This is a genomic window from Novosphingobium sp. SG707 (assembly GCF_012275515.1).
Taxonomy (GTDB): domain Bacteria; phylum Pseudomonadota; class Alphaproteobacteria; order Sphingomonadales; family Sphingomonadaceae; genus Novosphingobium.
In genome coordinates this window covers 1-22,033 of sequence record NZ_JAAZQL010000020.1, presented here as the reverse complement: position 1 = coordinate 22,033, position 22,033 = coordinate 1, and the positions used below count along the sequence as shown (strand labels likewise).

At 61.0% G+C, this 22,033-nt stretch carries 18 protein-coding genes and 1 pseudogene; 14 read left to right on the top strand and 5 right to left on the bottom strand.

Annotated elements, in window-relative coordinates:
- Positions 1-150: pseudogene (locus FHW92_RS25955) on the top strand (IS91 family transposase); the annotation flags it as partial.
- Positions 151-634: 484 nt separating this feature from the next.
- On the opposite strand, the gene FHW92_RS24970 reads toward FHW92_RS25955, so the two are convergent.
- Positions 635-1,183, bottom strand: a complete 549-nt coding sequence (locus FHW92_RS24970; RefSeq protein WP_168606003.1) for a TetR/AcrR family transcriptional regulator — start codon at positions 1,181-1,183, stop codon at positions 635-637.
- A 108-nt stretch (positions 1,184-1,291) separates the two neighbouring features.
- Here FHW92_RS24970 and FHW92_RS24965 point away from each other — a divergent pair, with 108 nt between their 5' ends.
- The 4 genes from FHW92_RS24965 (at position 1,292) to FHW92_RS24950 (ending at position 5,224) form a co-directional block, all read left to right on the top strand.
- Complete coding sequence (locus FHW92_RS24965; RefSeq protein WP_168606002.1) at positions 1,292-2,080, top strand: SDR family oxidoreductase; 789 nt, start codon at positions 1,292-1,294, stop codon at positions 2,078-2,080.
- Positions 2,081-2,136: 56 nt separating this feature from the next.
- Positions 2,137-3,231: an alkene reductase gene (locus FHW92_RS24960; protein WP_168606001.1), complete on the top strand. Its 1,095-nt coding sequence runs from the start codon at positions 2,137-2,139 to the stop codon at positions 3,229-3,231.
- 108 nt (positions 3,232-3,339) lie between these two features.
- Positions 3,340-4,164, top strand: a complete 825-nt coding sequence (locus FHW92_RS24955; protein ID WP_168606000.1) for an oxidoreductase — start codon at positions 3,340-3,342, stop codon at positions 4,162-4,164.
- A gap of 58 nt (positions 4,165-4,222) precedes the next feature.
- Positions 4,223-5,224, top strand: a complete 1,002-nt coding sequence (locus FHW92_RS24950) for an NADP-dependent oxidoreductase (protein WP_168605999.1) — start codon at positions 4,223-4,225, stop codon at positions 5,222-5,224.
- A 528-nt stretch (positions 5,225-5,752) separates the two neighbouring features.
- Here the strand turns inward: FHW92_RS24950 and ligD are convergent.
- Together ligD and FHW92_RS24940 are read right to left on the bottom strand one after the other, a co-directional pair.
- Positions 5,753-8,266: a DNA ligase D gene (gene ligD, locus FHW92_RS24945; RefSeq protein WP_168605998.1), complete on the bottom strand. Its 2,514-nt coding sequence runs from the start codon at positions 8,264-8,266 to the stop codon at positions 5,753-5,755.
- 1 nt (position 8,267) lies between these two features.
- Entirely contained in the window at positions 8,268-9,110 is an 843-nt protein-coding gene (locus tag FHW92_RS24940; RefSeq protein WP_168605997.1) for a Ku protein, read from the bottom strand.
- 240 nt (positions 9,111-9,350) lie between these two features.
- Between FHW92_RS24940 and FHW92_RS24935 the strand changes: the two genes are divergently transcribed.
- The 7 genes from FHW92_RS24935 (at position 9,351) to FHW92_RS24905 (ending at position 18,807) form a co-directional block, all read left to right on the top strand.
- Positions 9,351-11,255 (top strand): NAD(P)/FAD-dependent oxidoreductase, encoded by a 1,905-nt coding sequence (locus tag FHW92_RS24935; protein WP_246870419.1) that lies wholly within the window; start codon positions 9,351-9,353, stop codon positions 11,253-11,255.
- A gap of 143 nt (positions 11,256-11,398) precedes the next feature.
- Positions 11,399-11,983 carry a sigma-70 family RNA polymerase sigma factor gene (locus tag FHW92_RS24930; protein WP_168605995.1) on the top strand — a complete coding sequence of 195 codons (585 nt, stop codon included), beginning with the start codon at positions 11,399-11,401 and terminating at the stop codon, positions 11,981-11,983.
- Positions 11,958-12,938, top strand: a complete 981-nt coding sequence (locus FHW92_RS24925; protein WP_168605994.1) for a FecR domain-containing protein — start codon at positions 11,958-11,960, stop codon at positions 12,936-12,938. The genes FHW92_RS24930 and FHW92_RS24925 overlap by 26 nt, the downstream gene beginning before the upstream one ends.
- A 123-nt stretch (positions 12,939-13,061) precedes the next feature.
- Positions 13,062-15,719, top strand: a complete 2,658-nt coding sequence (locus FHW92_RS24920; protein ID WP_168605993.1) for a TonB-dependent receptor — start codon at positions 13,062-13,064, stop codon at positions 15,717-15,719.
- A 245-nt stretch (positions 15,720-15,964) separates the two neighbouring features.
- Entirely contained in the window at positions 15,965-17,020 is a 1,056-nt protein-coding gene (locus FHW92_RS24915; protein ID WP_349237754.1) for an oxidoreductase, read from the top strand.
- Positions 17,021-17,053: 33 nt separating this feature from the next.
- Entirely contained in the window at positions 17,054-18,361 is a 1,308-nt protein-coding gene (gene fucP / locus FHW92_RS24910) for an L-fucose:H+ symporter permease (protein ID WP_168605991.1), read from the top strand.
- Between the two features lie 32 nt (positions 18,362-18,393).
- Positions 18,394-18,807 carry a VOC family protein gene (locus FHW92_RS24905; protein WP_168605990.1) on the top strand — a complete coding sequence of 138 codons (414 nt, stop codon included), beginning with the start codon at positions 18,394-18,396 and terminating at the stop codon, positions 18,805-18,807.
- A 143-nt stretch (positions 18,808-18,950) separates the two neighbouring features.
- Here FHW92_RS24905 and FHW92_RS24895 read toward each other — a convergent pair whose 3' ends face one another.
- Positions 18,951-19,529 (bottom strand): TetR/AcrR family transcriptional regulator, encoded by a 579-nt coding sequence (locus FHW92_RS24895; RefSeq protein ID WP_210428695.1) that lies wholly within the window; start codon positions 19,527-19,529, stop codon positions 18,951-18,953.
- A gap of 46 nt (positions 19,530-19,575) precedes the next feature.
- Here FHW92_RS24895 and FHW92_RS24890 point away from each other — a divergent pair, with 46 nt between their 5' ends.
- The gene (locus tag FHW92_RS24890) at positions 19,576-20,127 is read left to right on the top strand and encodes a dihydrofolate reductase family protein (protein WP_168605989.1); all 552 of its coding nucleotides are present in this window, start codon (positions 19,576-19,578) and stop codon (positions 20,125-20,127) included.
- Between the two features lie 187 nt (positions 20,128-20,314).
- Here FHW92_RS24890 and FHW92_RS24885 read toward each other — a convergent pair whose 3' ends face one another.
- A complete protein-coding gene (locus FHW92_RS24885) occupies positions 20,315-20,746 on the bottom strand; it encodes an Rrf2 family transcriptional regulator (protein WP_168605988.1) in 432 nt (143 codons plus the stop codon).
- 86 nt (positions 20,747-20,832) lie between these two features.
- Here FHW92_RS24885 and FHW92_RS24880 point away from each other — a divergent pair, with 86 nt between their 5' ends.
- Complete coding sequence (locus tag FHW92_RS24880) at positions 20,833-21,612, top strand: class I SAM-dependent methyltransferase (RefSeq protein ID WP_168605987.1); 780 nt, start codon at positions 20,833-20,835, stop codon at positions 21,610-21,612.
- The last annotated feature ends 421 nt before the right edge of the window (positions 21,613-22,033 follow it).

The following is a 22,033-nucleotide window of genomic DNA, read 5'->3' as shown; positions in this document are numbered from 1 at the left end:
ACCGACACCGAACCCGACGAACCGCCCGATCACCGGCCGCCATGCCCATGCTGCGGCGGGCACATGACCATTATCGAGGACTTCGCTCGCTGGTGCCAGCCCCGCGCTCCGCCGCAATCGCCGCCGCCGACCCGGAAGAACACGCCATGATCCGGCATGGCTTACCCTGCATGATGGCCGTGAACGTTGCGCCCCGGCCCATAGGGATAGGTGTGTCGACACCGCCAGCACAGTCAAAACTGGGCTCATTGCTAGCAGGATCAGCGGCGCTTCGAGCACAATGGCCATCGGACTTCTATGCTGTTCCGCCCATCAAGGGCTGCCCGGTAGGCTTGCTTCAGTCACCCCAATCCACACCAAAGCCCTTTTACCCATAGACCTGTGCGAGCCTCCCGCGGGTCGTACTTGTAAGACTTTCGTACGCCTGCCGGCGCCCGAAACCCTTCGACAATGCTGCCGTTCCAACATGATGTGTCGAACGGCAGACTTTTTAATAAGCAGACCCTGCTCAAAATCACAGTGACCACCACAAACGAGGAAGCGCTTCAGGCAGGTCGAAACTGCAGCAAAGGCGGCCCGAATGACCCGGCCGAAATGTTGAGGGCGGGCTCTATAATCGACGACGCACTCAAATCTACCTGACGCAGGCGTCGATCCATGCGCGCGTTTGCTCCAGAATTTCGTCCGACAATTGGGGATCATCGACCGACCGCGCCAAAATGACCGCTCCCACCATGGCAGCCCAACTTCCGATTGCAGCGCTGCGTTTGTCGGCTGCGGATAGCGCGGGCAGCGCTTGTTCGATGTGTGCGATCTGGGCGCGCAAACCCTCAGTCATGGTCGCTTTGGCTGCTGGCGTCTGGTGACGAATGGCCGCAGCCAGACCCGCTGTTGGGCAGCCATCCTCAGGATTATCCCGGTGTCGTGGCGCCAGATAAGATCTGACAAAGTCGTTGAACCCGCCATCATCCAAACTGTCGGCCGCCAGTGCGTGGGCCAGCGCCTGTGCCACCAGATCATCCTTTGACTCGAAATGCCCGTAGAAGCCGCCGTGGGTGAGGCCGGCAGCTTTCATAATTTCTGCGACGCTTACTGCCTCAAATCCCTTGTCCTTAAAAAGCCGGCTGGCGGCTTCCAGAATCCGGCGGCGGTTTTCCGCCATCTGCTCTCGGCTGACCTTCATATTCAAATTTCTCCGCAACCGCCGTTGACATTTAGATGATGACTATCATATTTAGACAATCATGATCATCATCATGAATATAGGGTTCAAGACAGAAAGAGCAATCCGATGAGCCAAATTCCTGCAGTTATAATCACCGGCGCATCCACCGGCATTGGCGCTACCTATGCCGAGCGGTTTGCTCGCCGTGGACATGATCTGGTGCTGGTCGCCCGAGATGTTGCGCGCATGGATGCGCTTGCGAGCCGCCTGCGTCAGGAAGCCGGTGTCACGGTCGACATCCTCGCGGCCGATCTCACTCAGGCTGCGGATCTTGCCAAGGTCGAGGCCAGGCTGCGTGAAGATGCGCGCATTGGCATTCTGGTCAACAACGCGGGAACGGCCATCGGTGGGAGCTTTGTTGACCAGAGCGTTGAAGACATCACCAAGCTCGTGACGCTTAACGCAACGGCACTTGTGCGACTTTCCAGAGCCATTGCGCCGCGTTTGGCCGAGGCTGGCGAAGGGGCAATCGTCAACATCGGTTCGGTCGTCGGTGTCGCGCCGGAATTCGGCATGACGGTGTACGGCGCCACCAAGGCATTCGTGCAGTTCCTGTCTCAGGGGCTCGCGCAAGAACTTGGGCCCAAGGGCGTCTACGTTCAGGCGGTGCTTCCGGCAACCACCCGCACCGAGATCTGGGCCCATGTCGGCGCGGACGTTGATACCATGAGCAATGTCATGGAAGTGGGCGATCTGGTGGATGCGGCGCTGGTTGGCTTTGACCGCCGCGAATTGGTGACCATCCCGCCGCTGCAAGAGGCAGAGCAGTGGGAGGCATTCGACGGCGCGCGCAAGGCCATGATCGGCAACATCGTCAATGCCCTGCCCGCCGCACGGTATCGCACGCCCGCCTGAGCATCACGCTATCACCCGACCCTATGCCGCGACAGCGGCGACACCACAGGTGCATCATGACCAATAACGCGCTTTTCGAACCCTACACTCTTGGCGCCATCCCGCTTTCGAACCGGATCATTATGGCGCCGCTGACGCGTAACCGGGCCGGTGCCGGTTTCGTGCCCGGTGACCTGACCGTCGAATATTACGCTCAGCGCGCATCGGCCGGGCTGATCATCTCCGAGGCCAGCCAGGTTTCGCAGCAGGGTCAGGGCTATCAGGACACGCCCGGCATCTACACCCGTGAACAGATCGACGGATGGCGCAAGGTGACTACTGCCGTGCATGAGAAAGGGGGCCGCATCGTTCTGCAGCTTTGGCATGTCGGGCGCATCAGCCATACCGACCTGCAACCCAATCACGGCCAGCCCGTCGCACCCTCGGCCATCCGCGCCGAAACCAAGACCTTTGTCAACAATGCCTTCGTTGATGTGTCCGAGCCCCGCGCGCTGGATATCCATGAAATCGCAGACATCGTCGACGACTTCCGCAAGGCTGCTGCCAATGCGATTGAGGCCGGTTTCGACGGTGTCGAGGTTCACGGGGCCAATGGCTACCTGCTGGAGCAGTTTGCCAAGGACGGTGCCAATCTCCGCACGGATTCCTATGGCGGTTCCGTGGAAAACCGCGCGCGCCTGATGCTGGAGGTCACCGCTGCGGTGGCTCGCGAAATCGGGACTGAGCGCACCGGCATCCGCATTTCGCCGGTCTCGCCCGCCAACGGCATCTCCTGCAGCAATCCTCAGGCGCAGTATGACTATATCGTCGATCAACTCGATGCGCTCGGCATCGCCTATATCCACGTGGTTGAGGGAGCGACCGGTGGTCCACGCGATATTGCTCCCTTTGACTACGGATCGCTGCGCCGCCGCTTCGGCAAAACCTACATCGCCAACAATGGCTATGATCTTGAGCTCGCCACGTCGCATGTTGTCGAGGGCAAGGCGGATCTGATTGCGTTCGGACGCCCGTTCATCGCCAATCCGGATCTCGTGGAGCGGCTCAAGAGCGGCGCACCATTGTCTGCTATCAATCCTGCCACACTCTATGGCGGCGGTGCTGAGGGCTACACGGATTATCCCCGCTTCACCGACGCTTCCGGCATTTGAGCCAACAGGGGCCGTGCCCCGGTGCGGCCCCGATCATCAAATGCCCATCAATCCCGGATAACCAAAGGCAGCGCGGCCAATGTCGCCTGCAAGATCGAGAGCAAAGCCATGGCGACCTCCGCATCCAAAACACCCAAGACCGCATTCGTGACTGGGGCCTCCAGCGGCATCGGCAAGGCTGCGGCATTGGCGCTGAGCCGGGCAGGCTACCGGGTGATCGGCACCAGCCGTAAGGCGGCGCCCGGCGAAGTCCGCGATGGCATCAGGATGATCGCGTGCGACGTGACATCGGACGCCTCCGTTGCCGCCGCAGTGGCGTCGGCGCATTCCGAACTCGGCCGCATCGACCTGCTGATCAACAACGCCGGTTATGCCATCTCCGGCGCGGCGGAGGAAAGCTCGATTGAGCAGGTTCGGGCCTTGTTCGACACCAATTATCTGGGCGTTGTGCGCGTGACGAATGCGGTTCTTCCGATCATGCGTGAACAAGGCGGCGGGCGGATCCTGAATATCGGCTCGGTCGTCGGCCTCATTCCCGGGCCTTTCGGCGCCCACTATACGGCGAGCAAGCACGCGATCGAAGGTTATTCGGAATCGCTCGATCATGAGGTGCGGCCTTTCGGCATTCGCGTCGCGGTGATCGAACCTTGGGCGACGAAGACGTCCATCGAAGACAATTCGCCGCGCGGTGATCGGCCTGTCGCGGCCTACGGCCAGACATTTGCGCGCTATCAGGCTGCGTTCGCTGCTGCCATGGCGACCGGCGATACGGCGGAGGCTGTTGCCGAGACTATTCTCGCTGCGGCGCAGGCCGGAAAACCGCAGTTGCGCTACCCCTCGGGCAAGGCGGCGCGACAGACGGCCTTTGCCCGGCGTTTTCTGCCGCGCGCGGTGTTTGATCGCACTCTGCGCAAGCAGTTCAACATCGACTGAGGGACATCTGCCCTTCCCGGGCACTTGACTTGATACAATCGCACTTTGGAGAACGCTCGTGAAAGCCTTTGTCGTCGACAAATACCAGAAGAAGGGCCCGCTGCGTCTGGCCGACATGCCCGATCCAGAGATCGGCTCCAATGATGTGCTGGTTCGTATCGAGGCCACCGCGATCAACCTTCTTGATTCCAAGGTGCGCGATGGCGAATTCAAGCTGTTCCTGCCCTATCGCCCGCCCTTCATCCTCGGCCATGACCTTGCCGGAACTGTTGTCCGCGTCGGTGCCGATGTGCAGCAGTTCAAGGCGGGTGACGAGGTCTATGCCCGCCCGCGTGACGGGCGGGTCGGCACTTTTGCGGAAATGATCGCGGTTGACGCGGCGGACCTCGCGCACAAACCGGCAAACCTCTCGATGGAACAGGCAGCGTCGATCCCGCTCGTCGGCCTCACCGCCTGGCAGGCGCTGGTCGAAGTGGGCCAGGTCAAACCCGGCCAGAAGGTTTTTATTCAGGCCGGTTCAGGCGGTGTAGGCACCTTTGCCATTCAACTGGCCAAGCATCTTGGCGCTACCGTGGCAACCACCACCAGTGCGGCGAATGCAGAACTGGTCAGAAGTCTCGGCGCGGATGTGGTGATCGATTACAAAACGCAGGACTTTGAACAGGTCCTGTCCGGTTACGACCTGGTGCTCAACAGCCAGGATGCCAAGACGCTGGCAAAGTCTCTAAACGTGCTGAAGCCGGGCGGAAAGCTGATCTCCATCTCCGGCCCGCCGGACGTTCCCTTTGCCAAGTCCTTGCGCCTGAACCTGTTCCTGCGCTTTGTGATGCGGATGCTGAGCCGGGGCATTGTGAAAAAGGCAAGGCGCCGGGACGTCGACTATTCCTTCTTGTTCATGCGCGCCGATGGGCAGCAATTAACGGAGATCGCCAAGCTGATCGAATCCGGCGCCATCATCCCTATCGTGGACAAGGTGTTTCCCTTCACACAAACGGCGGATGCTCTGGCTTATGTCGAGACGGCGCGCGCCAAGGGGAAGGTTGTGGTCCGGGTTTTGTAAGGGCCGCGAGCTTGGTATTCGGAAGCGCCGAGCGCTTTTGGGGCAGTGGTCGAAAAGATTGAGCGGGTATGACCGGCTCTGCCGATTGATTGAATAATCCGCGCTTTTGCTGACCGCCTGGAAAGCAAACCGAAAACATCCGGCAGCGGGAATTGAGGGTATTTTTACCCGCTATATCGATCAAATGGCGACGATAGGATCCAGTAAATGCTGCAATCGCTGAGCCCAATCGGGGATGACGTATGTTAATCGGCTGCCACCCGTGCGCCGTGATGGAGATCGCGGCCGAAGGCGACATTCAGGGTCCTTGGTGCCAGGGACGGAAGCGGCCAGTCGCTCACCGTTGCCACACAACACATGAATGACGAAGGCTGGGACACCGCGTAATTGATTTAGCCACCCTCCTGTATTGAAGCGCCAAGGCGACTTCGTACCATGCTCGAGGGTGGCTAAATCAATTACGCGGCATTGTCTGTATCGCGGCCGTCCTCAGGCATAACAATGTCAGCCGGGTAAACAGAGCGCCGTTCAAAGCTCCGGCAGAGGCTGATCAGCATGGCCCCAGCCGGCGAGGGATTTTCCCCCTGCCCGCTCGATCAGGCGCGAAAGGTCGGCGATCCCGAAAGGGTGGGCATCCTCCATCCGCTCCAACTCTTCCCAATCCAGCGGCACGGCCACCGGCGCGCCTTCTCGTGCGCGGACTGAATAAGGCAGGACCGCCGTGCTGCCGCGCTGGTTGCGCAGCCAGTCGATGAAGATGCGGCCTTTGCGCTTGGCCTTGCTCATCGTGGCGGTGAAGCGGTCGGGCTCGCTCATCGCCATGGCTTTGGCAAAGCGCTGGGCGAAATCCTTGTGGGCCTCCCAATCATGGCCGGGGCGCAGCGGCACCGTGACATGCACGCCCTTGCCGCCCGACAGGAGGGCAAAGCTGACCAACCCCAGATCGGCAAGCTGGCGGCGAATGTCGAAAGCTGCCTTTTTCACCTGCGCGAAATCCAGCCCCAGATCGGGATCGAGGTCGAAGATCATGCGGTCGGGCCGCTCCACCGCCTGCGCCATCGCGGCCCAGCCGTGGAACTCGATGGCCCCCATCTGGACGCAGGCGAGCAGGCCCTCGGCATCCTCGATATAGAGGTAATCCTCGCTCGCGCCGTCTTTCTCGGTGATCGGCACATGATGGACATGCTCGCCAAACGAGCCGCTGTCGTGTTTCTGGAAGAAGCATTGCTTGGCCCGGCCCTGCGGACAGCGCACAAGGCTGAGCGGCCGCCCCGCCGCAAAGGGCAGTATCAGCGGCGCAACGGCCTGATAATAGGCGGCCAGATCGCCCTTGGTCTGCCCGCTTTCGGGAAACAGCACGCGGTCCGGGTGGGTGATGGTGATCTGGGCAGGCTCGACCGGCTTTTCGCGGATTTCGGGGGTCACTTCGCTGGCTTTCTTGTCCTGACGCAATCCGATGAAGCTGGCATGGCGGACGCGCCCATCGGCGGTGAATTGGGCAAAGGCGATTTCGGCCACCAGTTCCGGGCGCAGCCAATGCGCGCGGCGGGCCTCGGCGCGGGGCACGTCGGCAGGCGGCGTGTCGGCGGCCAGCGGCGCCATGGTCCGGCTCAGGTCCTCCAGCAGCGCGGCGTCAAATCCGGTGCCGACCTTGCCCTTGTAGGTCAGCGTCCCGCCCTCCCGCTGGCCCAGCAGGAGCGCGCCGAAAGGGCGCCCCCGCGCCGGGCTTTGCGTCCAGCCCAACAGGACAAATTCCTGCCGCATCGTGCATTTGACCTTGATCCAATTGCGCGTGCGGTCTCCGCGATAGGGGGCATCGGCGCGCTTGGCGATGATGCCTTCCTGCCCCGCCTTGCACATGGCGTCAAACAGCGCCTCGCCCGCGCCGATGACATGGTCGGCCACATGCAGCGGCGGTCCCGCATCGGCCAGCAGTGCCGCCAATCTCTCCTTGCGCTCGATATTGGACAGGGCTTTGAGATCCTGGTCCGACAGGCGCAGCAGGTCGAAGGCGAAATAGGCCATGCCGCCGTCGCGTTCTTCTTTGAGCGCGGCCTGAAGCGCGGAAAAGGACGGATTGCCCGCGGCATCGAAAGCCACCACCTCGCCGTCGATCAGCGCGGGCGGCAGGTCCAGCGCCGCCAGCGCCTGCGCAATGCCCGCAAACCGTTCGGTCCAGTCCAGGCCGGTGCGGGTATGGAGCCGCACTTCGCCCCCCGCCACCGAGGCCAGGATGCGATAGCCGTCGAACTTGATCTCATGCATCCAGGCATTCGACGCGGGCACGGCATCGACCAGCGTGGCCAGTTGCACCGGTTCAAAATCCGGCAGCACGGCTTTGCGCGATGGCGCGGCCTTGCGGCGCTTGTGGCCTGCCTCGCTGCGGTTATGGACCGCCGCGCGCTCCATCATGTCGGCAAAGGCCTGCCCCTTCTTGCCCGCCAGCGATTGCCGCCCGCCCGCATCGCTGGCGATCTGGGCCATGCTGCGCCCGGTCAGCACGCTGGTCAGGTTGCGCTCGACCAGCGTGTCGCCGGTTCCGGCATGGGCGTCCTCGATCTTGCGCAGCAGCCAGTTCTCACGCTTTTCCTTGCCGCGCGGCTTCATGCGGACCAGCAGCCATTCGCCCTCCATCCGCTCGCCCCACAGGCGGAAATGGAGATGACCCTCCTCGATGTCATCGGCGCTCTTGCCCGGCACGGGGGACCAATGGCCGCGATCCCACAGCATCACAGTGCCGCCGCCATATTCGCCCTTGGGGATGCTGCCCTCGAATTCGGCATAGGCCATCGGGTGATCCTCAGTGCGCACGGCAAGGCGCTTGTCGGCCGGATCAATGCTGGGGCCGCGCGTCACCGCCCAGCTTTTGAGCACGCCATCAACCTCAAGCCGGAAATCCCAATGCAGGCGGGTGGCGTCATGCTTCTGGACGATGAATATCGGGCGCTCGGCCGCTTGGGGCGCTTCCTCGCCCGAAGGCTCTGCCGTGCGGGTAAAATCGCGACGGCGGCGATAGGCATCGAGGGGATCGCGCCGGGCCATGTCAGGCGCGCTTGCGGCGCGACCGCGCCGGTTTTTCGCCGTCGCCCTTACCGCCATCGCCCACCGACTTCTTCAGCGCCGCCATCAGGTCGATGACATTGCCGCCCCCTCCTGCGCCCGGTTCCTCCGCATCCTCCAGAATCCGCTGGCCGCCCTTGGCCTTGCGCTTCTTTTCGATCAGGCGGTGGAGCGCGTCGATATAGTGGTCGCGGAAAACCTCGGGCTTGAAAGGCGCGGTCTTTTTCTCGATCAAGGTGGTGGCCAGATCGATCAGATCCTCCCCCGGCTCCTGATCGGGCAGGTCGCGGAAGGCATTCTGCACCTTGGCCACCTCGTCGGCATAGCGCAGGACCTCCATGATAAGCCCCCGTCCGCAGGGGCGCACCGACACCAGTTGCTCGCGCCCGCGCACGGACAATTGCCCCAACCCCGCCCTGCCCGTCTGGCGCAGGGCATCGCGCAGCACGCCGTAAGCCTCCTGCGCCAGATCGTCTGCAGGCAGGATGAAATAGGGCTTTTCGTAAAACAGCACGTCAATCGCGCCGCTCTCGACAAATTGCACCAGTTCGAGCGTCTTGCGGCTTTCGATCCGTACCGCCTCGATCTCCTCCTCATCGAGCAGGACATAGGTGCCCTTCTCGACCTCATAGCCCTTGAGGATCTCGTCCCGGTCCACCGGGCCCAGGCCGGGCACGACCTTTTCATAGCGTACGCGTTTGCCGCTGGGTTCGTGGATCTGGTGAAAGCTGATTGCCGCGCCGGACCGCGTCGCGGGATAGATCTCCACCGGGATCGAAACCAGCGCCAGCCTGATCTGGCCCTGCCAATACGCGCGTGCGGGCATGATGCACCTCCAGCTTACTGGAAGCGCCGGGCAGGATCGGAGTTCCCTTAAACTGCCGGTCTTTCAGCTCTGGTTGCAGGTTGATCGGCCTAGAAGGCAAGAGTTGCGGAGGAAAAATTCTTTTGCCGCAATGTGCGGATCGCAGTGCCTTCGAGCATCTACTCCATGGCCGGTTTCCGGAGACAAGCGTTACAATGCCGCCCGCTTGTCTTATCCAACCGATTTTATGGAGCAATCTTAATGACTTCTGACCGTGAATTGGGCATGGATCGTGCCATCCAGCGACGGGATTTTCTCAACGGCGTGCTGGTTTCGGGCGCAGTCGCCATGGCGCCGGCAGGACTGGCGCAAGCGGCGCCTTCAGCATCGCCCTATCCCCCGGCCATGACCGGCATGCGCGGCAGCGGATATCCAACGGCCAATGCTACCGGTCATGCCCTTCGCGACGGACAGTTCTGGCCCCACGGCAATCCGTCGGAGACAGCCGACACCTATGATCTGATTGTGGTGGGCGGCGGAATCAGCGGTCTGGCCGCCGCGTGGTTCTATCAAAAACAGCATAATTTTTCCAAAAAAGTGCTCATTCTCGACAATCACGATGACTTTGGCGGCCATGCCAAACGCAATGAATTCGGCGCCGGCAAATCGCTGCGGATCTCCAACGCCGGCACATTCAACATCTATGGCGGCGAACATGACACCGGGGCGCAGGCCGACCTTTTTCGTGATCTAGGCATCAATGCTCCCGAGCTTGCCCGCGATACGGTGGATACCGGCTTTTATGCAAAATTGGGCATGGGCCAGAGCGTCTTCTTCGACAAGGAAACCTTCGGGCGTGACGCCCTCCTGCACGATCCTGCCCCTTGGACCGATTTCACCTTCCTCTATTCACCCACCACGCCCCCGGACGCAGAAAAGCGTTGGGAAAGGTTTATGCGGGACGCTCCGCTCTCCGATGGGGCGAAGAAGGATCTCTATCGGCTCTACCATGCCGATACCGACTATTTGCCAGGCCTTTCCACGTCGGAAAAGATCGAGCGGCTGACCTACAGCAGCTATGCCGATTATCTTTCCGGACCGGCACAATGCGATCCCATGGTCGCCACCTATCTGCGCGATCGAACCTACGGCAGCGGCCGCGGGCTTTCTTCGACCACCGCCCTGGCCGCCCATGAACGCTTTGGCTTGCCCGGCTTTTCCGGGCTGGATCTGCCCGCGCGCAAGGGCCGCCATGAAGGCGCCCAGCCCTATCGCTTTCCCGAAGGCAATGCCACGGTGGCCCGTCTGCTCGTGCGCCGGTTGATTCCGGGAGCGCTGCCGGGCCAAAGCGTGGCCGATTCCATGCTGGCCAGAGTGGATTACAGCCGGTTGGATCAGGCCGGGAATGCCACCCGCATCCGCCTGAATTCAACGGTGGTGAAGGTTGCCAATGAGAAGGGGGGCGTCAGCGTCAGTTATACCAATGGCGGATTGAACGGAAAATTCCTCCGCACCAGAGCCAGACAATGTGTTCTGGCCTGCTGGAATTATGTCATACCCTATATCTGCCCCGATTTGCCCGCCGAACAACGCGCGGCGCTGGCCTATAATGTCAAAACGCCCAACCTCTGGGTGAATGTCTGGATGCGCGACTGGCAGGCCTGGTATCGGGCGGGCACATGTCTGATGAATGCGCCAGGCAGCTATTTTGCCTCGCTCCTGCTCGAACCGCCCGTGTCGGTGGGCGGTTATCAGCACTCCCCCTCGCCTGACCAGAGCGCAGTGATGTCGATGCTGCGCGGCTATGAAACGCCCGGCCTGCCCATCAAGGACCAGTTCCGTCTGGGCCGGGCGGAAATGTATGCAACCACATTTGAAGAGTTTGAACGCAACACCCGCGACCAATTGGGCCGGGCGCTGGGCGCCCATGGGTTCGATCCGGCGCGCGACATACAGGGAATTACGGTGAACCGATGGGGGCACGGATATTCGTACTGGTATTCTCCGCTGTTTGATGATTTCCTGAAAACCGGAGCGCCGCCGCCGCATCTGCTGGCCCGCAAACCTTTCGGGGCGATCACCATCGCAAATACCGATTCCGCAGGGAATGACACAACCGAGCTGGCCATCAGCATGGCGGCCCGGGCCATTGGCGAATTGGGATGAACCTGTATCCGTCAAGGCCGGACAACAGCGCATGGAAATCGCAGCAGATCCTGTCATCGTCGCCATGAAGCAACCATGAAACTCCCGATTGGCCCACACCCCTGTCCTGACATGCGCCTGTCCCTCCAAACGGGGGGGCGGCCATGAAGGACGATGCAAGGCGCCGCGCGGCCTGGCTGGCCGACGCGATACTGCCCCATGAACCTTGGGTCAGGCGCCAGTTGCGGCGCGGCAACACGCTTGGCTATGAAATCGACGATATCGTGCAGGAAGCCTATGCGCGCCTCATCATGCTGGACAGCGTGGCGCATATCACCAATCCGCGCGCCTATTTCCTGCAAGTCGCGCGCAGCCTCATCCTGCAATATCTTCGGCGCGCACGGGTGGTTCCAATCGATCTGGCCTCGGACATAGACGCCATTGATGAAGCCGCCAATGAGCCGCTGCCTGATCGGCAGGTGCAGGGACAGCAGGAACTTGATCGCTTGATGAATGCGATTTCCACTCTTCCACCGCGCTGTCAGGAGGTCTACCGGCTCCGTAAGATCGAAGGATTGAGCCAGCGGCAGGTGGCCGAGCGATTGATGATAAGTGAAAGCAACGTCGAAAAGCACCTCGGTCGCGGAGTGGAACGCATTATGCTACTCTATTCCAACGATCAGCGATCCCATTCCAATGACCCAAAGATGAGCCCCGATGGACATGCGTGCAAAGCTCACAAGCGCTGAGATAGACCGCATCGCGGCCAACTGGGCGGCGCGCGAGGACCTGCGCCCGCTGGATCCGGGCGAGGAACAGGCGCTCGATGCCTGGCTTGCCGAGGACAATCGGCACCTTGGCGCCTATGGCAAGGCAAGGGCGGTTCTTGAGCGCGCGGCAAGGCTGCATGACGAGACGGCCATTGCAGACACGGTCGATGATGCGGAAGAAAACCACCCGACGAGACGCCGGATGATGATTTCTGTGGCGGCAAGCGCTGCGGCCATGGCCGCCGGCGTTGCCCTTTTCATGCGGAATACCGCCCCTGCGGAAAAGCACTTCTCGACCGGACGCGGCGAAATACGCTCGGTGCCCCTCGAAGACGGTTCCACCGTCATGCTGAACACGGCCAGCGAGATTGCCGTACTGTTTCTGCCCGAGCAGCGCATCATCCGCCTTTTGGCCGGGGAAGCCTTTTTCCAGGTGGCCAAGGATGCGACCCGTCCCTTTCTTGTGCAAAGCGCGGGGCGGATCGTGCAGGCGGTGGGAACGGCCTTTTCGGTGCGTCGGACCAATGAAGGCGTCGGCGTGATGGTGCGCGAAGGCCGCATCCGCTATGAGCGCCACAAGGAGACAGGCACTTCATCGGCTTTCCTGTTCGCCAATGCCGAAACCGAAATTCTCGACTATCAGGGCAACGCACAGCCTGCTCTCCAGCATCGATCGGGAGCGGAAATGGACCGGATGCTGGCGTGGCTCGATGACAAGATCGTTTTTGACGAGACAACCTTGGGTGAGGCGGCCGCCGAGTTTCACCGCTACAATGAAACGCCGCTTCTGATGACGCCGCAAGTGCGCAAATTGCGCGTGTCGGGCCGCTATTCGGCAGGCGATCCTGAGGCGTTTGCACAGGCCATTGCTGTCATTCTCGATCTGAAGGTGGAGAGGACCGCACAAGGAATTGAAATTTCAAATAAAAACTAGAGAAAGATATTCTGCAAAAAAATTGTCACACTTATGTGTGGATTTACGTCCTTCCATGCATCTCCCCAATGTCGAGCGCAAACGTGAGCATCCCGGGCGCCGATCAATGGGGGAAATATATTCATGTCCTATCGTGATTTTCTCTGTACCACGGCCCTTGCGATTACGGCCACTGTTGCGACACCAGCCTGTGCGCAGACGCGCGAAATCAATGTCCAGCCGCAGCCCCTTTCCACCGCCATTGCCGAACTGGCACGTCAGGCCGATGTGGAAATCCTGGCGCCTTCCACCGGCGCTATCATGCTTGCCAGCCCGGTTCGCGGACGCATGGATGTGGCACAGGCCCTGACCCAAATCCTGCGGGGCACCAATCTTACGTGGAGCAATGATCCCCGCGGCGCCTTCCTCATCAAGCGGCGCGAGGCCAGGCTGGCCCCGGTTGCCTATATGGCCCCTGCCCCGGCGCAGCGCGCAGCTGCATCCCGTGCTCCGACCGCCCTTGCCGCAAAACCGGTTGAAACCGGCGAAGGCGAAACGATCATCGTCACGGGCACGCGCGATCCCAACGCGAAGGCCAGCGCGGCGCCCAGCCCCATCACCGTCATCAATGCGGACCGCCTCGCCGCGACAGGTCAGCCAGACCTGCGCGACGCGCTGACCCAGCTCTCGCCCTCGATCTCGCGCTCGACGGTCACCTCGGGCAATGCCAACATGGTCGACAAGATCAACCTGCGTGCGCTCACCTCAAACCACACGCTGATCCTCATCAACGGCAAACGCCGCCACACCACCTCGGTCATCACCGATGCCACCGGCCCGGAAGACGGCACCGCGCCGGTCGATATCGGCCTGATCCCCACCTCTGCGATTGACCATATCGAGGTGCTGCTCGACGGGGCCGCCGCCCTTTATGGTTCGGATGCGATTGCCGGCGTGGTCAACATCATCCTGAAGAGCAACAATCACGGTTTTACCGCTGCGACCACGAATGGCCTCTATTATGAAGGCGACGGTTTCACCTCGGGCACTACGGCCAACTGGGGCACCCGGTTCGGCGACCAGGGCTTCTTCAGCCTCAGCGGCGAATTCCGCCATCAGGATCACACCAATCGCGGCGGGCCGGACACGCGCGTCAATGCCAGGGTGAACCGCTATTTCGGCAATGCCGAACAGGATCGCGTGGCGATCTCGTACAATGCGGGCGTCAATCTTTCCGACGATGTGAAGCTCTATTCCTTTGCCAGCTACGCCTATCGCAAGGCCGGATCTTTCCAGAACTACCGTGTTCCGACCGTGCTCCCGCAGGTCTATCCCAACGGCTTCAACCCGCTCAGTCAGGTGACGGAGCATGACTTCAGCCTCACCGGCGGCGCCAAGGGCACGTTGATCGGCTGGGACTGGGACCTGAACGCCACCTACGGCGAGGACCATACCGACTATAACCTTATCGACAGTGTCAATCTTCTGCTCTTCCGCGACACCGGCAGCACACCGACGCGCTTCAACGTAATGTCCTACGGCAATTCGCAGCTCACGCTTGAGGGCACGTTCCGGCGGTTTGTCGATGTCGGTCTGGCCGAACCGCTCAATGTCGCCTTTGGCGGACAGTATCGGCGCGACACCTATGCAGTCAATCCGGGCGACCCTGCCTCCTACTATGGCGCGGGCACCCAAGGGCAATCGGGCCTGCAGCCTTCAAGCTACGTCCGCGCCCATCGTGACATCAAGGCCGCCTTTGTCGATTTCTCGGCCAAGCCGGTAAAAGGCCTGCAAATCGGCCTTGCGGGCCGTTACGAGGATTACAGCGATGCGGGCGATACGCTGACGGGCAAATTCTCGGTCCGCTATGATTTCAGCCCGGCCATCGCCATTCGCGGTACGATCAGCAACGGCTTTCGCGCGCCCAGCATGCAGGAACAATATTATACCAGCATCGGGGTGACACCGAACGGTGCGCAGGGCGTGCTCGCCGTCAATTCGATTGCGGCGCGTATCCTTGGGGCACAGCAGCTTCGGCCGGAAAAGTCGACCAATCTATCGGCGGGCATTGTGCTGCATCCGGTACCCCGCATGAACATCACCATCGACGCCTATCAGATCAGCATCCGTGACCGTATCGTAAAGGGCGGTGCCTATAACGGTCAGGAAGCCATTAATGCGCTTGCGGCCCAAGGCATTCTGGTTGACCCCAGCGTGCTGCCCTCGGCAGTCTCGGCGCAATATTTCTCGAACGGCGCGGATACGCGCACACGCGGTCTCGATATTGTGGCCAATTATCGTACGCCTTTCGAATGGGGCACCATTGACTGGGACATTTCGGCCAATTTCAACAATACCGACGTTCAGCGCGTCGGCGTTGACCGCAATGGACGCATATTGCTGACCCGGCAGGGCCAAGCTTTTATGTCGACCTATTTCCCGGCCAACAAGTTTATATTTGGCGGCCATCTGACGTCGGGTTCGTTCGATCTTGACCTGCACGAAATCCGTTACGGCTCGGTCAACACCTTGCGCCAGTATGTCGTGGGCCCCGATGCCTATTCCACCAGCGTGTTTTATGACATGTACAACGCGCCTAAGTGGCAGACCAATATCGAGGTGGGCTACAAGTTGACTCCCTTTGCCCGCGTGTCGGTGGGGGCCAACAACCTTTTCGACGCCAGACCCAGCATTGTGCCTGAAAACACCCGTTTTGCCGGTGTCGCCCTGTATGACACAGGCATGCAGCAATTGGGCATCAACGGCGGCTATTACTACGGCACGGTGAAGCTCTCCTTCTGAGCCGGCAACACCCCTTGGCCGCGGGCTGCATCAGGGCCGCTCGCGGTCCATGGTCCCACGTTACAAAGTAAGGCGCCGGGAAGATTCAGGCCGCAGCTTGGAGGAAATGGGCTGACCGGCCAATTGTCCCGGTCCAGCCCTGCTTCACGGTCACCGGCAGGCCCGCTTCAATGCAGGCTTCACGCCGGTGCCCCCCAACCGAGCGCCTCCGGAACAACCTTCATTATTTCACAAAAGGACAGCAAGTGGTTAGAGTTGGCATCATCGGCTATGGCTTCGTCACAAAGACTTTCCACCTGCCCTTGATCGGTGCGACCGAGGGCATTGAGGTCAGCGCCATTTGCTCCTCGCGGCCCGAAGTGGTGCGGGCCGAGCAATCCGGCATTGCAGTGTTCGACAGTCCCGAAGCCTTGGTTGCCAGCGCGGCGGTGGACGTGGTGCTGATTGCATCCACCAACGATACTCATACGCCCTATGCCAGGCTTGCACTGGCGGCAGGCAAGCATGTGATCGTCGAAAAGCCGTTTGCGCTCGGTTTGGCCGAAGCGCGCGAATTGGTGGCGGCGGCCGAGGCGGCGGGGCGCCTGATCACCGTTTTTCAGAACCGCCGCTGGGACAGCGATTTCCTGAGCGTGAAGGCAGCTATCGAGGACGGTTCGCTGGGTCGCGTCGTGCAGTTTGAATCGCATTTTGACCGTTTCCAGTCCTCCGGCGGCGATCGCTGGTGGGAAAAGGAGGCCCCCGGATCGGGCATATGGTTCGATCTGGCGCCGCATTTGCTCGATCAGGCGCTGCAGCTTTTCGGGCTGCCGGACAGTGTGCAGGTCAATCTGGCCAATTTGCGCGACGGCTCGCTGGTGGATGACTGGGCTCATGCGGTTCTGAACTATCCGCGCCTGCGGGTCATCCTTCAGGCAAGTACCATCGTCTCGGGCGGATCGCCGCGCTTTATCGTCCATGGTGATCGCGGCACGCTGGTCAAGCCCCGCCTTGATGATCAGGAAAACCAGCTGCTGCGCGGGGTTGTTCCCGGAAGCGGGGAATGGGGGCGCGATCCGGACGATGTTCTGCGCTGGACCATTGACGGTACACAAAGCCGCCAAGCCGCCCGGCCCGGCGACCAGCGGGGCTTCTATCGCGCGCTGGTCCAGGCCGTGAACCATGGCGCGCCGCCCCCAGTGCAGCCCCATGAGGCCATCGCGGTGATGGCGATCATCGAGGCCGGCTTCGCCTCATCCACACAAGGCCGCGCGGTGGTGCCCGATCTGACCGCAGCGGAACGCGCGGCCTGGACACAATAAGCGGCCACCAAGGCCGCACGGAGAGAGAATGCCATGACGGCGCAATTCAACAATTCCGGGGCGGCCCAGCGCCGCCCTGCCCTGGTGGAACGGCGGCATCTGCTGCCGTTTGCGCTGATCGCCTGCCTGTTCGCCACCTGGACCTTTGCCGCATCGCTCAACGATGTGCTGATCCGGCACTTCCAGCATGCGCTCGACATTTCACGCACACAATCGAGCTTTATCCAGATCGCATTTTACGTCGGCTATTTTTGCGCGGCCATACCGGCCGGGCTGGTCATCCGGCGTCTCGGCTACAAGGCCGGGATACTGGCCGGGCTGACGCTTTATGCATTGGGCGCCTTCCTGTTCTATCCGGCCGCCTCGCTGCAGGCCTTTCCAGCCTTTCTTGGCGCGCTTTATTTGATCGCGTTCGGTCTGGCTTTTCTGGAAACCAGCGCCAATCCCTATGTCGCCATCCTCGGTCCGTCAGCCACCGGCGCGGCGCGCCTCAATCTGGCGCAGGGTTTTGCCGGTCTGGGCGCCATCACCGGTCCCGCTGTTGGGGGGCTGTTCATCATTTCCGGCGTGGAGCGCAGCCCGGCCGATCTTGCCGCCATGGCTCCGGCCGCAAGAGCGGCCTACCGCGCTACTGAAGCGGCAAGCGTGCAAATGCCCTATGTCACGCTGGGCAGCGCCATCGTGCTGCTTGGCCTGCTGATCGCAATGACCCGCTTTCCCGAAGTGGAAAACGCCAAGCGGAATTTGCCGCAGGGCGGCGCGCTTCATGTGCTGCGTCATACCCGGTTGCGCTGGGCGGTGGTCGCGCAGTTCTTCTATGTCGGTGCGCAGGTGGGCATCTGGAGCTTCTTCATCGATTTCACCAAAGACGCCTTGCCCCACACCCCTGAACGTCAAGCCGCATTCTGGCTCTCGGCCAGCATCGCGCTTCTGATGGCGGGCCGCTTTCTGGGCGCCTTTCTGCAACGGTTTGTCAAACCGGCCCGTCTGCTGGGCGCTTGCGCCGCCGCCAATATCGTTTTGTGCCTGATTGCAGCAGGATCAGCCGGCGGTCCGGCCGTTGCTGCACTTTGGCTAAGCAGCCTGTTTATGTCGATCATGTTTCCCAGCATCTTTGCCATGGGCGTCGAAGGATTGGGCAACGAGACCGAAATGGGCTCTTCGCTGCTGGTCATGGCCATCGTGGGCGGCGCATTTATTCCCCCGGGCATGGGCCTGATTTCGGAACACTGGGCCAGCCTGCACGCAGCGATGCTGGTTCCGGCCGCCTGCTTTGCCGTCTGCCTCACCTTCGCGGTTCTGCTGCCCGAAGCCGGGCGCGTTGAGAATGAACCAGCCTGATCCATTTCCCCTCTCTCATTAACAGGAAACCCATGCGTTATATCCATGCCATGATCCGCACGCTCGATCTGCAAGCGACGATCCGTTTCTTTGGGCTGCTGGGCTTTCAGCAAACCCGAACCATCGAGAATGAGGACGCGCGCTATACGCTGGTCTTCATGGCCCCGCCGGGCGATGATCCTGAAGTGGAAATCACTTTCAACTGGGATCAGCACGAAACCTATGGATCGGGACGCGCCTTTGGGCATCTGGCCTATGAAGTGGACAATATTTATACGCTTTGCCAATCGCTGATCGAAGCGGGGGTAACGATCAGCCGCCCTCCTCGCGATGGCAAGATGGCCTTTATCCGCACCCCAGACGGCTTAAGTCTTGAACTGGTCCAGAAAGGTCAGCTCCAACCGGCCGAGCCCTGGATTTCGATGGAGAATATTGGAAGCTGGTAGTCCATCGTCGCTAGATTTTGGCTGCAGGCCGCTCGTCCCGGACACGGCCTGCAGCCATTCCCCGGCAGGAACCTGATCGACCAGGAACTTGGCGAGATTCCCACGCGACAGTTTCGCGCCGAGCCTTGTCTTGCCGTACCAGCTTATCCCCGCGCATCAGGCGACGCACCGATGCTCCGGCACCAATCTTCCAAGCGGTGTTCAATAGTTTCGGCTGTCTCACTGCCGCGTGTGAATGCCCACCAGATAAGTGCCCCCTGCCAGACGCTAGCCATCTGCCAGCCCAAACGTTTGGCTTCGTCGCGGTCATCGACAATGCGTCGCCCAAGGGCTGTCGCGAGCACGGCCCCCCAGGCTGATCCACGGGCACGCAGCTCCGGGCTACGAAGATCCTCACGCAACAGTAACAGCCCGTCGCCGACGGCATAGTCGGCCTCGTCCGCCGGGACGAGCCGCTTAAGCAGTTCGATCGCTCCTCGCGGAGTAACGGGTACCTCGGCATCGAGCGCCATTGTTGCCGCGACCAACAGATCCCATGCATAAGACAAAATCGCCACGATCATCGCATCGCGTGTCCCAAACCGCTGGACCAGGCTCGCTGGCGATAATCCGACGGCTCTGGATGCCTTCGTAAACGTCAGTCTGGTCGGCCCGGCATCGCGCAACGCGGGCAGCAGTCTGTCAAGCAGCGCGGTGTCCGATACTGTCTTGCTTCTCCCCATGGAAAATTTATAAACGATCGTTCGTTTATAATCAAGGAGACAGCCTGTGGCGAGGATTCTGGGCTACATTGCGACAAGTCTCGACGGCTATATCGCCACGATGGATGACGGACTTGACTGGCTGTTCGCCTACGATGGGCTCGACCTCGGCAAACACGATTATCGTACCTTCCTGGAACGAATCAGAACCGTCGTCATGGGACGGAACACCTATGATTTTCTTGAAAAAGAAGATGCGCCATGGGCGTATGGGGAACAGCGCGTCATCGTGGTTACGTCGCGTCCGATTTCCTCGCCGAAGGGGAAGCTTGATGTTCGCGCCGACATCGACGAGCTCGTCGAAGAGCTCCGCGCGCTGACCGACGGCGATGTCTGGATCCTTGGTGGCGGCAAGTTGCAGATGGCATTTATCGAGCGCGGTGCGTTGGACGAGATCGAGATCTATGTCATGCCCGAGTTGATTGGCGGCGGACGTCCTTTGTTTCCAGCGACCGGTGTTCGCGCGCGACCGCGGCTCCGTTCGGCCGAGACCCTCGACCGCGGCTGCGTCCGCCTCCATTACACATTTGATCGAAAAAGCGACTTTGCAACCCTTTGACGATACACGCCTCAAGCGCCATATCGTGCTTCACTGGGGCAAAATCCCGGCAAGTGAGCACATTGCGCCTGGACGGCTTCGCGCTGCGCGAATGGCTGGTTCCGGCGGCAGCTGCCGTTCCAAGCCCGATGGTCGACTACTGTTCCTCCATGTAGCCAAACGGCCAGGCCTTTATTTAGGCGTGACACTAATCAGCCTGGCCGCAATGTACTTTGAACCCTTGCGCCAGTTCGGCGAGACTGACAGCGCCCAGCCGTGCGATCAGTAGCGCTTCGGCGTGTTGCAGCGCATCCTCTACCGCAGCGTTGACTGCCTTTTCGACTGCGCAGTCGGGATTGCTATGCTCGCTACCGATTGCGAATATGCGGGGACCACCTACTGCCCGGTGGACATCCAATAGCGAAACCATCTCAAGATCCGCAGCGATCACCCAGCCGCCGCCATGCCCCTTTTCCGACCTGACATAACCAGCATCGCGCAAGCCCGCCATCGTGCGGCGGACGACAACAGCGTTCGTTCCGAGCATCCGCGCGATGGTCTCGGATGTCATCGGGCCATCATGGTTTGCCATGTGAAGCAGCACATGGAGCATTCTCGAAAGGCGGCTGTCATTGCGCATGGCATGGCTTTTCCCGGACCTGAGGGAATTGGCAAGCTCATCTTGTCACGATACATATGATGTTACATGATTCGTGGAGCGTTTGCATGCCGGAATTCGAGAACCCCGACCATTGGGACGCAGCCGCGCAGCATTATGAGAAGACGGCGCATCCTTTCACCATGCGCTATGCCGAGGCGGCGCTGGCGCGCGTTCCGCTGACAGCGGATAGCCGCGTCCTTGACGTCGCGGCCGGCACGGGCGCGCTGGCGCTGACGGCGGCACGAACCGGAGCGCAGGTATTAGCGACGGACTTTTCTCCCGGCATGGTGGCGCGCATTGCGGCGGCCAACATGCCCAATGTTGAAACGCGCGTGATGGATGGACAGGCGCTGGCCCTGGACGATGGCAGTTTCGATGCAGTGTTCTCGATCTTCGGCGTTATCATGTTCCCTGACTGGCGCAAAGGCCTTGCCGAGATGGCACGGGTGACACGCATCGGGGGGACGGGCGTTATCGCAACCTGGCAGAACCGGGGCGCCGCGACCTTCCTGCTGCTCGGCCAGATCCGCCGCAAGCTGTTTCCCGATCGTGAGGGCATGACTATGCCGGACGCGATCAGGGCATTGAGCGATCCGGCGGATTTCGCCCACGAACTGGTCCTTGCCGGCTATCGCGATCCCCAGATCGAAGAGGTCACCTATGACTATCCACTCGACATCACCCAGCTTATCAAGCCCGATACCCTGTTCGGCATGTCGCCCGACTGGACCAGTTTGAGTGATGTGGAGAAAGTCGCGGTCATCGCCGAAGTGCGGGCTATGACGGGTGATCGCGAAATCCTTCCTATCCCTTCGACCGCACTTATCGCGGTGGCCCGACGGTGAACCAGACCATTTTACACTGAGTGTCTAGCGGCAATGTCCTGCCTCGAAGCCGGGATGGTGAGTTTCGGCAAGAGCAGCCGTTCTAACGCGAGTCCGGAGCGTCTTAAGCTGGTTCCCAATTGCCGGTGCCGGATGGTGGCCGATGCCGCCCTCAATTCGGACATTCCGACGGGGTGCTGCTTTGCTTGAAACCTGCCGGTCATTCACTCGACTCTGTGATCTAGCGCGGCCTCGGCACGCGGTCGGATCACTCAGCTCCACTTTTCCGAAACCGGTTCGGGCTTGCAGCGGCAGAATTTAGTATGATAATAGGACTATCCTGATTCTTTACTATGAGGCGGATATGCCAGATAGCGCATGGTATGAGACCATCTCGATCCCCGCCTTGATGCGGCACGCACGCGCCACCTATGGCACAGCC